At 52.3% G+C, this 15,533-nt stretch carries 14 protein-coding genes; 5 read left to right on the forward strand and 9 right to left on the reverse strand.

From position 1 onward, the window contains the following. Positions 1-3 precede the first annotated feature (3 nt). The 5 genes from C7M51_RS18190 to fdnG form a co-directional block, all read right to left on the reverse strand. Positions 4-615: a glutathione S-transferase gene (locus C7M51_RS18190; protein ID WP_160622952.1), complete on the reverse strand. Its 612-nt coding sequence runs from the start codon at positions 613-615 to the stop codon at positions 4-6. 63 nt (positions 616-678) lie between these two features. Beyond that, a complete protein-coding gene (gene fdhE / locus C7M51_RS18195; RefSeq protein ID WP_160622953.1) occupies positions 679-1,608 on the reverse strand; it encodes a formate dehydrogenase accessory protein FdhE in 930 nt (309 codons plus the stop codon). Beyond that, positions 1,608-2,258, reverse strand: a complete 651-nt coding sequence (fdoI, locus tag C7M51_RS18200; protein WP_160622954.1) for a formate dehydrogenase cytochrome b556 subunit — start codon at positions 2,256-2,258, stop codon at positions 1,608-1,610. Before fdoI ends, fdhE begins: the two co-directional genes overlap by 1 nt. Further along, a complete protein-coding gene (gene fdxH, locus C7M51_RS18205; RefSeq protein WP_160622955.1) occupies positions 2,255-3,160 on the reverse strand; it encodes a formate dehydrogenase subunit beta in 906 nt (301 codons plus the stop codon). Before fdxH ends, fdoI begins: the two co-directional genes overlap by 4 nt. A 12-nt stretch (positions 3,161-3,172) precedes the next feature. Continuing rightward, complete coding sequence (fdnG, locus tag C7M51_RS18210; RefSeq protein WP_160622956.1) at positions 3,173-6,223, reverse strand: formate dehydrogenase-N subunit alpha; 3,051 nt, start codon at positions 6,221-6,223, stop codon at positions 3,173-3,175. 386 nt (positions 6,224-6,609) lie between these two features. On the opposite strand from fdnG, the gene fdhD reads away from it, so the two are divergent. From fdhD to C7M51_RS18235, 5 genes are all read left to right on the forward strand, one after another. Continuing rightward, on the forward strand, positions 6,610-7,446 hold the full coding sequence (gene fdhD, locus C7M51_RS18215) for a formate dehydrogenase accessory sulfurtransferase FdhD (RefSeq protein WP_160622957.1): 837 nt from the start codon (positions 6,610-6,612) through the stop codon (positions 7,444-7,446). A gap of 369 nt (positions 7,447-7,815) precedes the next feature. Beyond that, the gene (locus C7M51_RS18220) at positions 7,816-8,091 is read left to right on the forward strand and encodes a hypothetical protein (RefSeq protein ID WP_160622958.1); all 276 of its coding nucleotides are present in this window, start codon (positions 7,816-7,818) and stop codon (positions 8,089-8,091) included. A 441-nt stretch (positions 8,092-8,532) separates the two neighbouring features. Further along, complete coding sequence (locus C7M51_RS22325) at positions 8,533-8,817, forward strand: hypothetical protein (protein ID WP_208852106.1); 285 nt, start codon at positions 8,533-8,535, stop codon at positions 8,815-8,817. Between the two features lie 620 nt (positions 8,818-9,437). Next, on the forward strand, positions 9,438-10,055 hold the full coding sequence (gene sodA, locus C7M51_RS18230; RefSeq protein ID WP_160622959.1) for a superoxide dismutase [Mn]: 618 nt from the start codon (positions 9,438-9,440) through the stop codon (positions 10,053-10,055). 224 nt (positions 10,056-10,279) lie between these two features. After that, positions 10,280-11,230 carry a VirK/YbjX family protein gene (locus tag C7M51_RS18235; RefSeq protein ID WP_160622960.1) on the forward strand — a complete coding sequence of 317 codons (951 nt, stop codon included), beginning with the start codon at positions 10,280-10,282 and terminating at the stop codon, positions 11,228-11,230. A 19-nt stretch (positions 11,231-11,249) separates the two neighbouring features. On the opposite strand, the gene C7M51_RS18240 is transcribed toward C7M51_RS18235, so the two are convergent. The 4 genes from C7M51_RS18240 to C7M51_RS18255 form a co-directional block, all read right to left on the reverse strand. Further along, positions 11,250-11,612 (reverse strand): YibL family ribosome-associated protein, encoded by a 363-nt coding sequence (locus C7M51_RS18240; RefSeq protein ID WP_160622961.1) that lies wholly within the window; start codon positions 11,610-11,612, stop codon positions 11,250-11,252. A 62-nt stretch (positions 11,613-11,674) separates the two neighbouring features. Further along, entirely contained in the window at positions 11,675-12,220 is a 546-nt protein-coding gene (mtlR, locus tag C7M51_RS18245; RefSeq protein WP_425281022.1) for a mannitol operon repressor MtlR, read from the reverse strand. A 68-nt stretch (positions 12,221-12,288) separates the two neighbouring features. Next, entirely contained in the window at positions 12,289-13,437 is a 1,149-nt protein-coding gene (gene mtlD / locus C7M51_RS18250) for a mannitol-1-phosphate 5-dehydrogenase (RefSeq protein WP_160622962.1), read from the reverse strand. Between the two features lie 89 nt (positions 13,438-13,526). After that, positions 13,527-15,449: a PTS mannitol transporter subunit IICBA gene (locus tag C7M51_RS18255; protein WP_160622963.1), complete on the reverse strand. Its 1,923-nt coding sequence runs from the start codon at positions 15,447-15,449 to the stop codon at positions 13,527-13,529. Positions 15,450-15,533 lie beyond the last annotated feature (84 nt).

Raw genomic sequence — 15,533 nt, forward strand, 5'->3', positions numbered from 1 at the left:
GTCTCAGGCGGCTGGCGGCACCGTACGGGCAAAGCTCTCGCGCTGAAAATGTTTCTCTACCAGCTTAACCAGCGCAGGGCGATTAACGCACCAGTTAGGTGTCACGCGCCGAAAATTAAGATAACCGATAGCGCAGGCCGCCGCGATACCGGCAAGATTTAGGCTGTCGCCGTTGAGCCAGGTACCGCTGGCTGCTGCGCGTTCCAGCGCATCGAGACCGCGCTCGATCTTATGCCGCTGACGCAGCATCTCTTCCGGCGATTGCTGTTCTGTTGGGCGCATCTGCTCGCGTACGATAAACAGCGCCGCGTCACAGATGCCGTCGGCCAGCGCCTCCAGCTGACGAATATTAACCGCAGCCAGTGCATCATCAGGCAGCAGCTTTGGCGTGTGCGGCAGGGTTTCCAGCCAGGCAGCGATAATCGACGAGTCATACCAACTGATGCCGTTATCATCGACCAGCGCGGGGACTTTGCCTAAAGGATTGTATTGCGGAACGTGGCTCTCTTCAGACCAGGGAGATTCATTACTGAACTCAAACGTAATGCCTTTTTCCAGCAAGATTACGGAAATCTTACGCACATAGGGACTGGTATAGTTACCGATAAGTTTCATTACGCCTCTCCCGCTGATGGTTGGAGCAGGCGTCGGGCCGGGAATCGACCCGATCGCCAGCAATCACTCGTTGCCAGGAAACAGGAACGGATTCAGGCTGCTGCGAGCGAAACCTTCCTGTTCCATACGCGCATCCAGCATCAGCGAAGCCAGATCGTCAGCCACCGGATCGACGGCGGGATCTTTCTCCTGCCAGAGCATTTTGAGGTAGGTGCCGCAGTCGCCGCAGCTCTCCGCCTTAACAGCAGACTGTTCACTGTCCAGTGACCAATAGTGTAGATCGCGTGTCTGTTCGCAGTTGGAACATTTTGCGCGCACCACGTGCCATTCGCTTTCGCACAGATTGCAGTGCAGATAGCGCAGGCCGCCGCTTTCGGTTCCCATATGTATCACGCTGCTCACCGGCACGCTATTACAAACCGGACAAAACTGGCGCTGGTCGCCATATTCAGCGCGTGCCTTGCCGGGAATCAGCGCCGCCATTTGCGCCCAGTAAACTGACAGGGCCGCCCAGATAAAGGGCGCTTTATCACTGCTAACTTTCGCGAAATCGTGTGCCAGCAGCGCGGAGGCCAGCTCTTCCAGCTCCGGCGCAGAGGTTTTTTCCAGATTTTCCAGCACCGCCAGCGCCTGACCGCTCATTTCCGGCTTCAGCTCGGCAATCAGCGAATGCAGCAGACGCTGCCAGTGCGCATCTCGCGGCAGCGTGTGGATATCCAGTGGCGGCTTACCGCTGGCGGCGGCCTCGGTCAGACGCGCATGGAGATCCATGTTCAGCGGATGATCGTAGAGGATAATTTCCTGTGCTTCCGTAATAAAGGCGACGAAACGCAGGTAGTCGCCCAGCGGATTTTTTGCCGCCAGCTGACGCAAACGCGCGGCGCGGCGGCTGTACAGATTTTTCAGCCGTGGGAAAAGTAACGGCGGAATCATATCCGCCGTTGTTTTGTCGCTTTTCTCCAGCTGTTCTTGCGGGATGATGCGAATAGTCATCAGGGATGTTTATCCTGTTGTGTCGATTGGCTCTGCTGTTCACGAACAGCGCGATACCAGCGCGGATGGTGCGCCTTCGCCCAGAGCGGTGTGACCCAACCCTCTACCATGGCGGTAATAGTACCTTTTATCCATAGCGCCGCGTAGATATGCACCATAATCACCAGGATCAGGCCAATCGCCGCGACGGAATGCACCAGTAATGCCAGCCGAATCAGCGGAATGGGAAAGGCACTGGCGAAATAAGGACGCCAGATAACAATGCCACTCGCCAGCAGCAGCAATAAGCTGATGATAGCAGCCCAGAATACACACTTCTGTCCCAAATTGTAGCGGCCCGTGTCGCCGAACTCTTCATTCCTGATAATTTTGTGGATATTGCGCGCCCAGCGCACATCTTCCCACTCCAGCAGATTGTGTTTCCAGTAGCGGAAAAACATTATCAGGAAAGCGAAAAACATCGCCACACCAACAAACGGGTGCAGGATACGCGCCAGCTGCGGCGTACCCAGCACGTTCATCAGCCAGTTAAACGACGGGAAAAAGAACCCCAGGCCGCTGAGGGCGGCGAAGGCGAAGCAAAACGCCACAACCCAGTGATTGATGCGTTCCAGCGCGCTGTAGCGCGTGATCAGGTCGCGCTTCTTCATGATTTATGCTCCTCTTTTTCCTGCTCTTCATCCTCATGCTCGTGCTCGCTAACGCGGTTCGGTCCGATGCCCACATAGTGGAAGACCGAAGCAGCGAAGGTTGCCGCGAAGCCGATTGCCGCCAGCGGTTTCCAGATGCCTTTCCAGAAAGTGACCGTTGGGCTGATGGACGGATTGTCCGGCAGGCCGTGATAAAGCTGCGGTTTGTTGGCGTGATGCAGCACGTACATAACATGCGTCCCGCCGACGCCAGACGGATCGTAGAGGCCAGCGTTCTCGTAGCCGCGCGTTTTCAGCTCTTCCACACGTTCTGCGGCCAGCTGATGCATATCCGCTTTGCTGCCGAAATGAATAGCGCCGGTCGGACAGGTTTTCACGCAGGCGGGTTCCTGACCGACGCTGACGCGATCCACGCACAGCGTACATTTATAGACGCGGTTGTCTTCCTGATTCATACGCGGAATGTTGAACGGACAGCCCGCGATACAGTAGCCGCAGCCGATGCAGTGCTCTGACTGAAAATCGACAATGCCGTTGGCGTACTGAATAATTGCGCCTTCTGCCGGACACGCCTTCAGGCAGCCCGGATCGGCACAGTGCATGCAGCCATCCTTGCGGATGAGCCACTCCAGCCTGCCGTTCTCTTCCACTTCAGAGAAGCGCATGACCGTCCAGGACTTCGCGGACAAATCGGTAGGGTTGTCATATACCCCAACGTTATATCCCACCTCATCACGGATGTCGTTCCATTCTGAACAGGCAACCTGACAGGCTTTACAGCCGATACAGGTGGTCACGTCAATCAGCTTGGCAACTTCTTGCTGATGGTCACGCGCCTGCGGCGGCGGCGTTAAGCCGTTTGTCGCGGAGCGACGAATAATGTCTTGCGACTGATAAGCCATAATCGTTCTCCGTTACACCTTTTCCACGTTCACTAAGAATGCTTTATATTCAGGAGTTTGTGAGTTAGCGTCTCCGACAGACGGCGACAGCGTGTTGGCTAAAAAGCCTTTTTGCGTTGCGCCTTCGAAGCCCCAGTGGCAGGGAACGCCGATGGTATCGACCTGTTTGCCATCGATAGTCAGGCGGCGTAAGCGTTTGGTGACCACCGCTTTGGCTTTGATATAGCCGCGCTGCGAGCTTACCTTGACGCTATCACCCGCATTAATGCCTTTATCTGCCGCCAGCTCGGTGCTGATTTCAACAAACTGTTCCGGCTGAGCAATGGCGTTCAACAGGGCATGTTTGGTCCAGTGACGGAACAGCTCCGTGATGGAGTACGTCGTGGCGACATACGGGAAGGCATCGGCCTTGCCCAGCGTCTCGACATCGTGCGGGAAAATACGCACTACCGGGCTGTGCACCTGTTCAGGATGCAGGGGGTTAGTGGCAGTCGGACTTTCCATCGGCTCATAGTGTTCCGGGAAAGGACCGTCGGCCAGTTTATCCAGTGCGAACAGATGGCCCATGCCGTCAGGCAGCATAATAAAGGGGCCGATCTGTTTTTCCGGCGCGGCGGTTAACGGGTAGTCCGGTACGTCATAGCCCTGCCAACGCTTGCCATCCCACTCAATTAATTTACGTTGCGGGTCCCAGGCTTTGCCCTGTGGATCGGCAGATGCACGGTTATAAAGAATGCGGCGGTTAGCCGGCCACGCCCAGGCCCAGCCGGAAATGGCACCGAGGCCTGAGGGATCGGCGTTATCGCGACGCGCCATCTGGTTGCCTTCCTGCGTCCAGCTACCGGCGTATATCCAGCAGCCGCTGGCGGTGGAGCCATCATTACGCAGCTCGGAGAAGGAACTGATTTGCTGCCCTTTCTTCAACAGCAGCTTGCCGTTATCGTCGTAGACATCGGTCAGCGCCCAGCCGTTGCTTTCACGCGCGACCTCTTCCGGTTCCGGATTACTCGGATCGGTATAGTTCCAGCTCATCGCCATCAACGGTTCTGGCGCGGTGCCGCCTTCCTGACGATAACGTTCGCGCAGGCGCAGGAAGATGTTGCCGAGAATCTTGCCGTCATGCAGCGCTTCTCCCGGCGGTTCCGCCGCCGCCCAGTGCCATTGCAACCATCGCGAAGAGTTAGCTACCGAACCGTTTTCCTCAGCGAAGCAGGAAGAGGGCAGGCGGAAGACTTCCGTTTGAATCTGCGCCGGATCGACATCGTTAAATTCGCCATGATGCTGCCAGAAGCTGGCGGTCTCGGTGCTCAGCGGATCGATAACCACCATATATTTCAGGCGGGAGAAAGCCCGGAACGCTTTATTTTTGTTTGGGAAAGCCGCCAGTGGGTTAAAGCCCTGAATAATGAAGCCGTTAAACTGCCCCTGCTCCATCATGTCAGCCAGCGCCAGACAGTCGTAGCTCTTATCCCATTTCGGCAGCCAGTCGTAGCCCCACTGGTTTTCCGCCGTTGCGTTATCACCGTAGAAGCTCTTCATCAGGCTGACAAAGAATTTATCGGTGTTCTGCCAGTAATTGACCTGACCAGGCAGCGGCGAAGTCGGCGTTGCCTGTTGCAGATAGCTGGTAAGCGAGGTCTGTTTTTCTGAAGGCAACGGCAGGTAACCCGGCAGGCTCTGCGCCAGCAGGCCGAGATCGGTATAGCCCTGAACATTTGAGTGGCCGCGCAGGGCATTGATGCCGCCGCCAGGCATACCGATGTTACCCAGCAGCAGCTGGACGATTGCCGCAGTACGGATAATTTGCGCGCCGTTGGTATGGTGCGTCCAGCCAAGCGCATACAGGAAGGTGGCGGTGCGATTAGGAACGCTGGTGCTGGCTATCGTTTCGCAGATGGTCAGGAAATCATCTTTTGCGGTGCCGCACAGACGACTGACCATTTCCGGCGTATAGCGGCTGGCGTGTTTTTTCAGCAGGTTAAATACACAGCGCGGGTGCGTCAGCGTTGTGTCACGTTTTGCCTCGCCGTTTTCATCCAGCTCGTAGTGCCAGCTGGATTTATCATATTTCTGCGTTGCTTCATCGTAGCCGCTGAACAGCCCCTCTTCGAAGCTGAAACCTTTGCTGACGATCAGCGACGCGTTAGTGTAATGTTTGACATATTCGTGCTGGATACGGTCGTGCTGTAACAGGTAGTTGGTCAGGCCCATTAAAAAGGCGACGTCGCTACCGGCACGCAGCGGAGCGTAAATATCGGCAACGGCCGCCGAGCGGTTGAATCGCGGATCGACCACAATTACTTTAGCTTTATTGTGGGTTTTCGCTTCGATAACCCATTTGAATCCAACGGGATGTGCCTCTGCCGGATTACCGCCCATAATCATTACGACGTCAGCGTTTTTAATATCGTTCCAGTTATTGGTCATTGCGCCGCGTCCGAAACTGGGCGCTAACGCGGAAACCGTTGGACCGTGACAGAGTCGAGCCTGGTTTTCCAGGGCGACGATACCTAAAGCGCGGGCGAATTTATGATCGAGCAGGCCGGTTTCATTACTGGCGGCCGAAGAACAAAGCATACCGGTGGTGGGCCAGCGGTTTACCGTTACGCCTTGCGCATTTTTCTGCTGGAAGTTGGCGTCACGGTCTTCTTTCATTAAGCGGGCAATGCGATCAAATGCCTCTTCCCAGCTAATTCGCTTCCATTCATTTGAACCAGGAGCACGATATTCAGGATATTTCAGCCGCTGCTCGCTGTGGATGTAATCCAGCACGCCCGCGCCTTTAGGGCAAAGTGAGCCACGACTAACCGGATGATCGGGATCGCCTTCAATATGATAAATAGAGGAGACAGCATTTTTTGCACCATCGCCACGGCTATAAATCAACATGCCACAGCCTACTGAACAATAGGTGCAATTATTACGGGTTTCTTTAGCCCGTAAAAGTTTATATTTTCTGATGTTCGCAAGAGCAGCCGTGGGAGCAAAACCTAATAAACTCAAGGTTGTACCAGCCATGCCGCCCGCACAGATTTTGAAAAAACTGCGTCTATTAATATGCATAATATTTATTTTTGCTCAAAGCATTGCCAGAACCATGAAAAATAACAGTCTCAGGGGTTATTTTTTTGACCGTAATCAAAAAGTAATTGTTTTGTTATAAATATTAAGTAATTAATACTTAAGGGGTACATTCAGGAAATTTAATAATTTGAGCCATTAAATAGTTAAGGTGTATCTTTTTACCGTTTATTTATATTAATGTAATTGGCGCTTTCAACTTGCAAAGCAAACCCTGTCCCGCCAGAGAGCGTTTCGCATTTTTTGTACCGCGATTTCTTTGCGAAGCACAGGTTGAAGGTTCAGAATTGCCAGGCAAACGCTGAATGAATAAGCGGATTAAGATTACCATCGAATTTGTGTGGCTGTTATAACCAGGTAGACGTAAATTGAACTCTGAAGATCAACAAAACTACGAAGCTGTGAGCAGTTTCACCGGCGCGAGTAAAGCGCTGGTTTGGCAGCGAGACGCGCTGACTGAATCCCGTAGCGACTGGCTGGCCGACGAGGTGCCGGTAGCGCTGGTCTACAATGGCATATCCCATGTCGTCATGATGAGCACCCCCAAAGATTTGAAGGCGTTTGCGCTGGGGTTTTCGCTGTCGGAAGGGATTATCGTCGCGCCGGAAGAGATTTACGGTATTGATGTGGTTCCGGGCTGTAACGGCATTGAAGTGCAGATCGAACTTTCCAGCCGCCGCTTTATGGCACTGAAAGAGCATCGTCGGGCGATGGCCGGGCGTACCGGCTGTGGCGTTTGCGGCGTTGAACAGCTTAATGATATCGGCAAGCCGATTGAGCCTCTGCCGTTCAGTCAGACTTTTGATTTGAATCTGCTGGATAATGCGCTGCGGCAGCTGAAAGACTATCAGCCGGTGGGGCAGCTTACCGGTTGTACCCATGCGGCGGCATGGATTAGCGAAGCAGGACAGCTGACCGGCGGCTGCGAAGATGTAGGTCGTCACGTTGCGTTGGATAAACTACTCGGTTACCGCAGCCGTAAAGGGTGGGCGCGCGGCGCGGCGCTGGTATCCAGCCGCGCCAGCTATGAGATGGTGCAGAAATCGGCCATGTGCGGCGTACAGATACTGTTTGCCGTTTCTGCGGCAACGCGGCTGGCGGTTGAGGTAGCAGAACGCAGTAATCTGACGCTGGTGGGCTTCAGTAAACCAGGGCGTGCCACCGTTTATACGCATCCACAGCGGTTAATTAATACTTTGCGTTAAGGCATTTATTATATTGCCAGAACGATAGGGAGGAAATTAATTTTCTCCCTCTGCTTCATTTTTTAAATCCAGGCCCTGTCAGAATTAATATTGATTAATCACGCCATTTTACGGCCAAAAAATAGTAATAAAACTATTTCCGGTTGAAGCGAGAAAAAAATTAATTATATTTAAGAAATAAATTGATGATTGTAATTAAATAGGTAGTTAATGATTATAAAATAGCTATATATTCTTTTAAGATATTTACAGGTTGCCTCAGCTGTTTTTTTTAGTTTATTATTGCCTGGTGCAATACCCCAGCATGGATTTGTTTCGGGGTGGCGCATAAGTCATTACATTCAAGACTTTTAAATAAAAGGAATTAATATGAAAGAGCTTACCGCAACTGAAATTAAATCAGTTTCTGGTGGATTTTATTTCTCCGCGCCGTTTATCGGCGCATCAATTGGTAACGCAATGGGTGATGGAGATACTTCTGCGATCCTGGCTGGCGCTGCTATCGCATCTATTGCGTTAGTACCGTATTGCCCGCTGCACTGGTGTCTGGGTATCATCCTGGGTGGCGCAGCTATCATCGTTAAGATTATAGATTGCAACAACCCTGATCCGGAACCGAATCCGGAACCGACCCCGATTGGCTAAGGTTTTTTAGTCACTCTGTTAATACCAATAGCTCCGATATAAAGGAGCTATTTTTTTTAGTAAATTAACTATGTTCTTTAATTAGCGATAAGCGTAAAACGGCAATACCTGAACATAGCTTTTATTTTAAAGCTTATTGTTCACCTGGTTACAAAGTTGCTTCGCAGTGATATTCGCTTTCGATGGAAATTCTTCTACTGCTGGTAAAGCGATGATGCGCCAACCTAAAAAATTAAAATAGTTAATTAAAAAATGGCAATTTTTTTAGATTCATTTATAGCGGCAGTCATCATAATAGTTGTTCTAATAAAAGTTTTATTTGTAAATAAGCGATTTGAGCACCCTGTCGCTTATTTACTTTTTTGTTAGTGCGGTGCTCATAAAAAAGCAAGTAAATAGTATAAATATGAATAGTACTGGGATTAATTAAAAGGAGTTCTTATGAAGGAATTAAATGCGGTTGAAGTGAGCGCGGTGACTGGAGGCTGCTACGGCGGCGGTTATGGTGGTGGCTATTACGGCGGCGGCTATGGTGGCGGTTGTAATATTTCCGTTTCACTGGATTCTATCTTTAATATGGTTTTTAACATTGTCAACGTTAGCGTTAATGCGGCGGTGAGCATTATTAACGTGGTTTCCAACGTTATCATCAATATCGTTAATAACCTGCCGAACCCATCTCCGTGCCCTTGTCCTACGCCTGATCCGGAGCCGCCGTTAGGCTAATTCTTTTACTATAAGCGTAAGCGTAGATAGCCCCGGTGATATGGGGCTATTTTTTCGTGCCTGATGAACCGGTTAAAGCAAAGCGCGGGATTTTTAGCATTTATCGACAAAAGCGGCGCAAGACGGTTTGTCGATCCGTGCGTTTTACATCGTTAAAAAACGGGGAATTTCCGCTGGGCCTGAGCAATAAAAATCGCCTTCATAAAGTGCACCGCACCTTCATGGCAAAAGGCGCTAACAGCGGGAGAAATTGCTGTTAATTGCGCCGATTAGCTGAACGTCAGGGCTGATAACAGGCCGCTGGAGCGCGCAGACACAAGGCCCGGCTATGCCTGTACTACTGCGATTTTTTGGATAACCGCTACCGCTTAAAAAAACATAAAAGAAAGGCGAATCGATTTTTATTTATCAATCAGTTACGATGATTTTACGGCGGTTGCGCTTTTTGTTGTTCATCTTTTGCAAATAACGCATGAAGACACCGTATTTGGTATAACCTTATAACCAGAAGGGTGATGATACCCCTTTTTTCGATCACTAATTTAACTATAATGATCCAACTGCTTACGCGGTGCTTACAACAGAAAAGTGCCGCCCTACAATAAATGGAGATGATGAACATGAGTTATTCACTGCCATCCCTGCCTTACGCATACGACGCACTGGAACCGCATTTCGACAAGCAGACGATGGAGATCCATCACACTAAACACCACCAGACCTATGTCAACAACGCCAACGCGGCGCTGGAAGGCACCGAATTCGCTAACCTGCCGGTAGACGAGCTGATCACCAAACTGGATCAGGTGCCCGCAGAGAAAAAAACGGTACTGCGCAATAACGCAGGTGGCCACTACAACCACAGCCTGTTCTGGAAGGGCCTGAAAACTGGCACCACCCTGCAGGGTGAACTGAAAGCTGCTATCGAGAAAGATTTCGGCAGCGTTGAGAAATTTAAAGAAGAGTTTGAAAAAGCGGCTGCGACCCGTTTCGGCTCCGGCTGGGCATGGCTGGTGAAGAAGGGCGACAAGCTCGCCGTTGTTTCTACTGCTAACCAGGACAGCCCGCTGATGGGCGAAGCGATCTCTGGCGCGTCTGGCTACCCTATTCTTGGCCTGGACGTATGGGAACACGCTTACTATCTGAAGTACCAGAACAAACGTCCTGACTACATCAAAGCGTTCTGGAACGTGGTTAACTGGGATGAAGCGGCTGCACGTTTTGCTAACGCCAAATAATATCGCCAGTTAAAGCATGATTAATCGACCGGCAGGATTTTCATCCTGCCGGTTTTTTTATTTTAAAATGTCTATTCATTGAGCTGCCGTTTAATATAATTGTGAACTGTGGCTTGCAAAATTGAACAATTTCTTAATGCGGATTTATTAGCAGAATATTAACTTTCTGTTGATATTCCTCGTTCTATTATTGGCTCATGTTCTCTTAATATTAATTAATAATAATGTCTACTATTACTGACAGCTCAGCACCAGCAATCTCTACCGGATCGCTCTTTTTCCAGTTAGCTCGCGGCACATTTAAGCCAAATAAAATTTGGGCGTGTCGGCGTTTTCGTACCAAGTTTTTGTTACGCTCTCTGGCCTGGCCAATCACTACCTTCTCCTATATGGAGCAGATGTCGCAGCTACCTGCCATGCGGCAGGCGCTTCATATCCAGGGATTGCTGCCTGCTAAAATCCACCGCCCTTATCTGTGCGCCAACTTTAGCGTTAAGCAACGTGCACAGGCGTTGCTGGATCATTACGGCACCGTGCAGCAGCTGCCACAGCCGCTCCGTCAGCTATTTTTATCGCCGGTCAATCAGCCAGTGGCATATTTGCAGGGTAAAAATGAGGAACGTTTCGATATTACCTGTAGTACCGGGCGCTTCGATCGTGAAGGCGAAGTCTCGCTGGTTTTAACGTATAACGGTACGGTTATCGCCTCACTCTCTTTCTCTTTTCTTCAGCAGGCAGGGCAGCTGGGGCTGTTAATTGGCGGATTGCAGGGGCCGCGTAAAACGGTGGACGCCACAGTTATTCGCGAGGCGACCAAAGCGGGCCACGGCATTTTTCCAAAACGCCTGCTGATGGAAACGCTGTTTTACCTTGCTGCATCCTGCCAGGTGACATGGATTCAGGCGGTGGGCGATGACACGCACGTGTTTCGTAGCCTGCGCTATCGTCACAGTAAGAAAGAGGTGTTCCACGCCAGCTACAGCGAATTCTGGCTATCGTTAAACGGGCAGGCGTTGGCAAACGGCCTTTATCAGCTACCGCTGGCGATGCCGCGTAAGCCGCTGGAGGAGATTGCCAGTAAGAAACGCGCCGAATATCGCCGCCGCTATGAATTTATGGATGCGCTGCAACGGCAGCTGTCGGAAGTAGTGACAGAGAACGCAGGCCGGGCGTAATCCTCACCCGGCCAGCAAATCAGAAGGGTTTTGGCGCAAAGCCGGTCATTTCTTTTAGATCCATCTCTTTACCCAGCGCGGTCATCGGGTGTACCACGATCAGGCCGCGCACGCTTTTCTTCAGCGCGCCCATATTTGCCTGTTCTTTTTTGGTGATGACGCGATTAAACGGCAGCTTTTCCAGCTTCTGCGCTTCTTTGCTGAGCTTCTGCACGCGAACATTGCGTAAGCGTTCAATCTCGGTAGTAAGCGTTTCTTTCTCTTTCAGCAGCGCGCCAAGCTTTTCCGCATCGCCCGATTCCAGCAACGCTGGTTCTTTACGATTAAGCGCATCCAGCTGATCGCTGAGGCGCTTGATTTCGGCTTTTTCCTGCTCTTTCATGCGTTGTTACCTGTACTAATGATTAACCGATATGATACACGAAAAGCGGGCAGGCGCGGGGCTTACTTTTTGAAGGCCTGCTTCAGGCTGATGCGGGAAATCAATTCCGTCAGGGAAAGCACCATCGTGGAACGTAGCACCTGCTGATAACGCTGCTGCTGCATTGCGCGTAGCTGCGCATCATCGTCTGAGAAATCGGGGCGGGGCGGCCAGGCGCTGACGCAATGCAGCTCACCGAACGGACCTAATATCTCATCGTCGCTGAAGCGGTATTCGTTGCCGTCATGGTTCAGCTCTTCACGCAGCGCCATCAGCAATTCGCAGTCTTCATATTCCTGACGACTAATCACGCCCAGACCATAAATCAGCTTCAGCCGTACCGAAAGCTCACCCAGTGGGCCATCGCCCAGCAGCAGCGGCTCGACGGCATATTTCACCGCATAATCATCCTTGCGAAACACCTGAATCACCAGCAGATTGACCGCCTCGGCCAATAGCTCTACGGCGGCAATCAGGAAGCCTCTTACCGAGTGTCCGGCATTCAGGCGCTCCAGCACCTGATTCTCAAAAGCCTGCTTCTCTTCCATTGTTGCCTGTACATTTATCATTCTGCGCGGGGGCACAGCCAGGCTGTGCCCTTGTTGCTCACCGTTAAGCGTCATCGGGAGCGTGCGCATTATGGCATTGCGTCATAGGCCTTAACCACTGCGGCAACCACTTCGCTGTTAATATCCAGACCAGAAACCTGCGCCAGTGCCGCCTGCGGGCCTGATTTTTCCAGCAGCGCCGCCAGTTCCTGCGCCTGTGGGTCCTGTTCGCTACGATAGTGCATCGCGGCGGCAATTCCTTTCACCAGGTTATCGTGCGGCAGCTGATACTCCAGCGTGCCCAGCGTTGGCTTGATTAAGCGATCGCCTGCGCTCAGTTTACGCAGCGGCTGACGACCTACGCGTTCAACGTCATCCTTCAGGTAAGGGTTTTCGAAGCGTCCGAGGATTTTTTCTATATAGGCAGCATGTTTTTCCGCATCAAAGCCGTAGCGTTTGATCAGCACCGCACCGCTCTCCTGCATTGCGCCTTTCACTACCGCACGTACCGCCGGATCGAGAATGGCGTCACGAATGGTCTGGTGGCCTGCCAGCTGGCCAAGATAAGCGGTAATGGCATGGCCGGTATTCAGGGTAAACAGCTTACGCTCAACGAACGCCATCAGATTATCGGTCAGTTCCATGCCGGGAATCGTCGGCAGCGCGCCTTTGAACTGCGTTTTATCGACGATCCATTCACTGAAGGTTTCCACGGTGACTTCCAGCGGATCGTTGCTGCCCGCAGCGCTCGGCGGCACGATACGGTCAACGGCGGAATCGACAAAGCCGACATGTTCTTCTACCCATGCGTGGTAGCTTTCCGGCAGCGCGGCCAGTACGTGCTGTTTCAGCTGGCTGGTGCCGCGCACCATATTTTCACAGGCAATAATGTTCAGCGGACGGGTATTAGCGTTATCACTGCGCCTGGCCAGACCGCGTGCGATGCCGTCAGCGATGCGCGCCAGAATCTGTGGGCCAACCGCTGTGGTAACGATATCAACCTCAGCAATCAACGTAACTATCTCATCACTGGTACTGTTAACTGCGCTGACGCCGGTTACGGTTTCTACCTGTGCCTGCTCGCCAACCACGTGTACCGGATACTGATGACGGGCGTTCAACGCATCCAGCACCGCCTGATTGACGTCTGCAAAAACCAGTTCAATACCGGCATCCGCCAGCAGCTTGCCGATAAAACCACGACCGATATTACCCGCGCCGAAATGTAATGCTTTCATCGTTGTCATAACCTTTAAAAAAGAGAGGGGCAAGTCTGCCTTGCCCGGATAAGGGGCCGGGCAGAGCGGCCCCTCAACGTATGGTCAGCTTAGGCCGGTTTGCCGGTCAGCAGATCTAACACTTCCTGTACGCTGGTGGTATTCGCCAGGCGTTCAATCACGCTGTCATCATCCAGCGCATTAGTCAGGCTGGTAATCACCTGGATATGCTCGTTATTACGGGCGGCGATGCCGATCACCAGACGCGCGATATCATCCTCTTCTTCACCAAAGCGTACGCCCTGCGGATATTGGCAGAACACTACGCCAGTTTTCAGCACGCGATCTTTTGCTTCTACCGTACCGTGCGGCACCGCAATGGATTCGCCAAGATAGGTTGGCGTCAGTTTTTCACGCGCCAGCATCGCATCCACATATTCCGGTTCGACGTAGCCACCTTTCACCAGCTGCGCACCGGCGAAGCGAATCGCCTCTTCTTTATTGGCAGCGTGCTGACCGAGGAAAATATTGCTTTCGCCCAGTTTGAACAGGTTATTTTCGCCGCTGTCATAGCTGTCGCTCAGCGTGGCGTTAACTTTTTCGCGATGTTCGGCGCTGCGCTGCGCTTCTACCAGACGCGCGGTCAGGTCGCTGTACAGGCCGCTATCAAGGAAGTTATTCAGTGAGATATGCTGCGCGTGCGGAGCCTGACGCATTGCGCGTTCGGTCAGGTCGCGGTGGGTAATAACCAGGTCAACATCGCCCGGCAGCGCATTGATTGCGGTATTGGTAACCGAAATCTGGCTCAGCCCGGCATCCTGTACTTTCTTACGCAGCACGCCTGCGCCCATGGCGCTGGAACCCATACCTGCATCGCAGGCGACGATAATTTTACGCACGTGGCTCAAATCGCCGTTTGCAGCGGTGTTTGCCACAGCGGAACCCGGCTGGCCTTTAGACTGCGCTTTCATATCCTGCATACGGCGCGTTGCCGCTTCGATATCGTCTTCGTCTTTCGCCTTGCTGGTTTTCAGCAGTACTGCGGAAACCACGAAGGAGACTACAAAAGCAGCGACGATAGCGGCGATATTCGCGAAGTAAGCGCCTTTTGGCGTCATTGCCAGCACCGCCAGGATGGAGCCCGGAGACGCCGGAGAAACCAGGCCGCCGTTCAGCAGCGTCAGGGTAAAGACGCCGGTCATGCCGCCCAGGATAACCGCGATCAGCAGACGCGGAGCCATCAACACATACGGGAAGTAGATTTCATGGATGCCGCCGAGGAAATGAATAATCGCCGCGCCACCCGCTGACTGTTTTGCGTTGCCGCGGCCAAAGAACATATAGGCAACCAGCACGCCCATACCCGGACCAGGGTTAGCTTCAATCAGGAAGAAGAGGGATTTACCGGCTTCGCTGGCCTGCTGAATACCGAGCGGCGAGAAGATGCCGTGGTTGATGGCGTTATTCAGGAACAGGATTTTCGCCGGTTCAACAAAGATAGAGGTCAGCGGCAGCAGGTTGTGCTGCACCATAATATTTACGCCGGTAGCGAGAATATGGGAGAGACCTTCTACCAGCGGGCCGATAGCGAGAAACGCCACAATGGCGAGCAGCATACCGATAATACCGGCTGAGAAGTTGTTAACCAGCATCTCAAAGCCGCTTTTGATTTTGCCGTCGATTACCCGGTCAAAGGAACGGATTGCCCAGCCGCCCAGCGGGCCTGCAATCATTGAGCCGAGGAACATCGGCATATCCGCGCCTACGATCACGCCCATTGTGGTGATCGCGCCGACTACGCCGCCGCGATCGCCGCCAACCAGACGACCGCCGGTATAACCAATCAGCAGCGGCAGCAGATAGGAAATCATCGGCCCAACCAGTTTCGCCAGCGTTTCGTTAGGCAACCAGCCGGTTGGAATAAACAGCGCGGTGATGATACCCCAGGCGATGAACGCGCCGATATTGGGCATCACCATGTTACTCAGAAAGCGACCAAAGCTTTGTACTTTGACCTTGACTGATGAGGACATAAAAACACACCTCTTATTGTTACGCGCCGGGAAATAAGAGAGCGCGTGATTTTTGTTAAGACGTTACGGCGAGGGGCCGTTGGA

This window comes from Mixta intestinalis (assembly GCF_009914055.1).
GTDB lineage: Bacteria > Pseudomonadota > Gammaproteobacteria > Enterobacterales > Enterobacteriaceae > Mixta > Mixta intestinalis.

Coding starts and splice junctions, on each gene's coding strand:
- fdoI (WP_160622954.1), bottom strand. CDS start 2,258: ATGAAGAAGCGCGACCTGATCACGCGCTACAGCGCGCTGGAACGCATC.
- fdhE (WP_160622953.1), bottom strand. CDS start 1,608: ATGACTATTCGCATCATCCCGCAAGAACAGCTGGAGAAAAGCGACAAA.
- sodA (WP_160622959.1), top strand. CDS start 9,438: ATGAGTTATTCACTGCCATCCCTGCCTTACGCATACGACGCACTGGAA.
- mtlR (WP_425281022.1), bottom strand. CDS start 12,220: ATGATAAATGTACAGGCAACAATGGAAGAGAAGCAGGCTTTTGAGAAT.
- C7M51_RS18190 (WP_160622952.1), bottom strand. CDS start 615: ATGAAACTTATCGGTAACTATACCAGTCCCTATGTGCGTAAGATTTCC.
- C7M51_RS18255 (WP_160622963.1), bottom strand. CDS start 15,449: ATGTCCTCATCAGTCAAGGTCAAAGTACAAAGCTTTGGTCGCTTTCTG.
- mtlD (WP_160622962.1), bottom strand. CDS start 13,437: ATGAAAGCATTACATTTCGGCGCGGGTAATATCGGTCGTGGTTTTATC.
- fdnG (WP_160622956.1), bottom strand. CDS start 6,223: ATGCATATTAATAGACGCAGTTTTTTCAAAATCTGTGCGGGCGGCATG.
- C7M51_RS18235 (WP_160622960.1), top strand. CDS start 10,280: ATGTCTACTATTACTGACAGCTCAGCACCAGCAATCTCTACCGGATCG.
- fdxH (WP_160622955.1), bottom strand. CDS start 3,160: ATGGCTTATCAGTCGCAAGACATTATTCGTCGCTCCGCGACAAACGGC.
- C7M51_RS18240 (WP_160622961.1), bottom strand. CDS start 11,612: ATGAAAGAGCAGGAAAAAGCCGAAATCAAGCGCCTCAGCGATCAGCTG.
- C7M51_RS22325 (WP_208852106.1), top strand. CDS start 8,533: ATGAAGGAATTAAATGCGGTTGAAGTGAGCGCGGTGACTGGAGGCTGC.
- C7M51_RS18220 (WP_160622958.1), top strand. CDS start 7,816: ATGAAAGAGCTTACCGCAACTGAAATTAAATCAGTTTCTGGTGGATTT.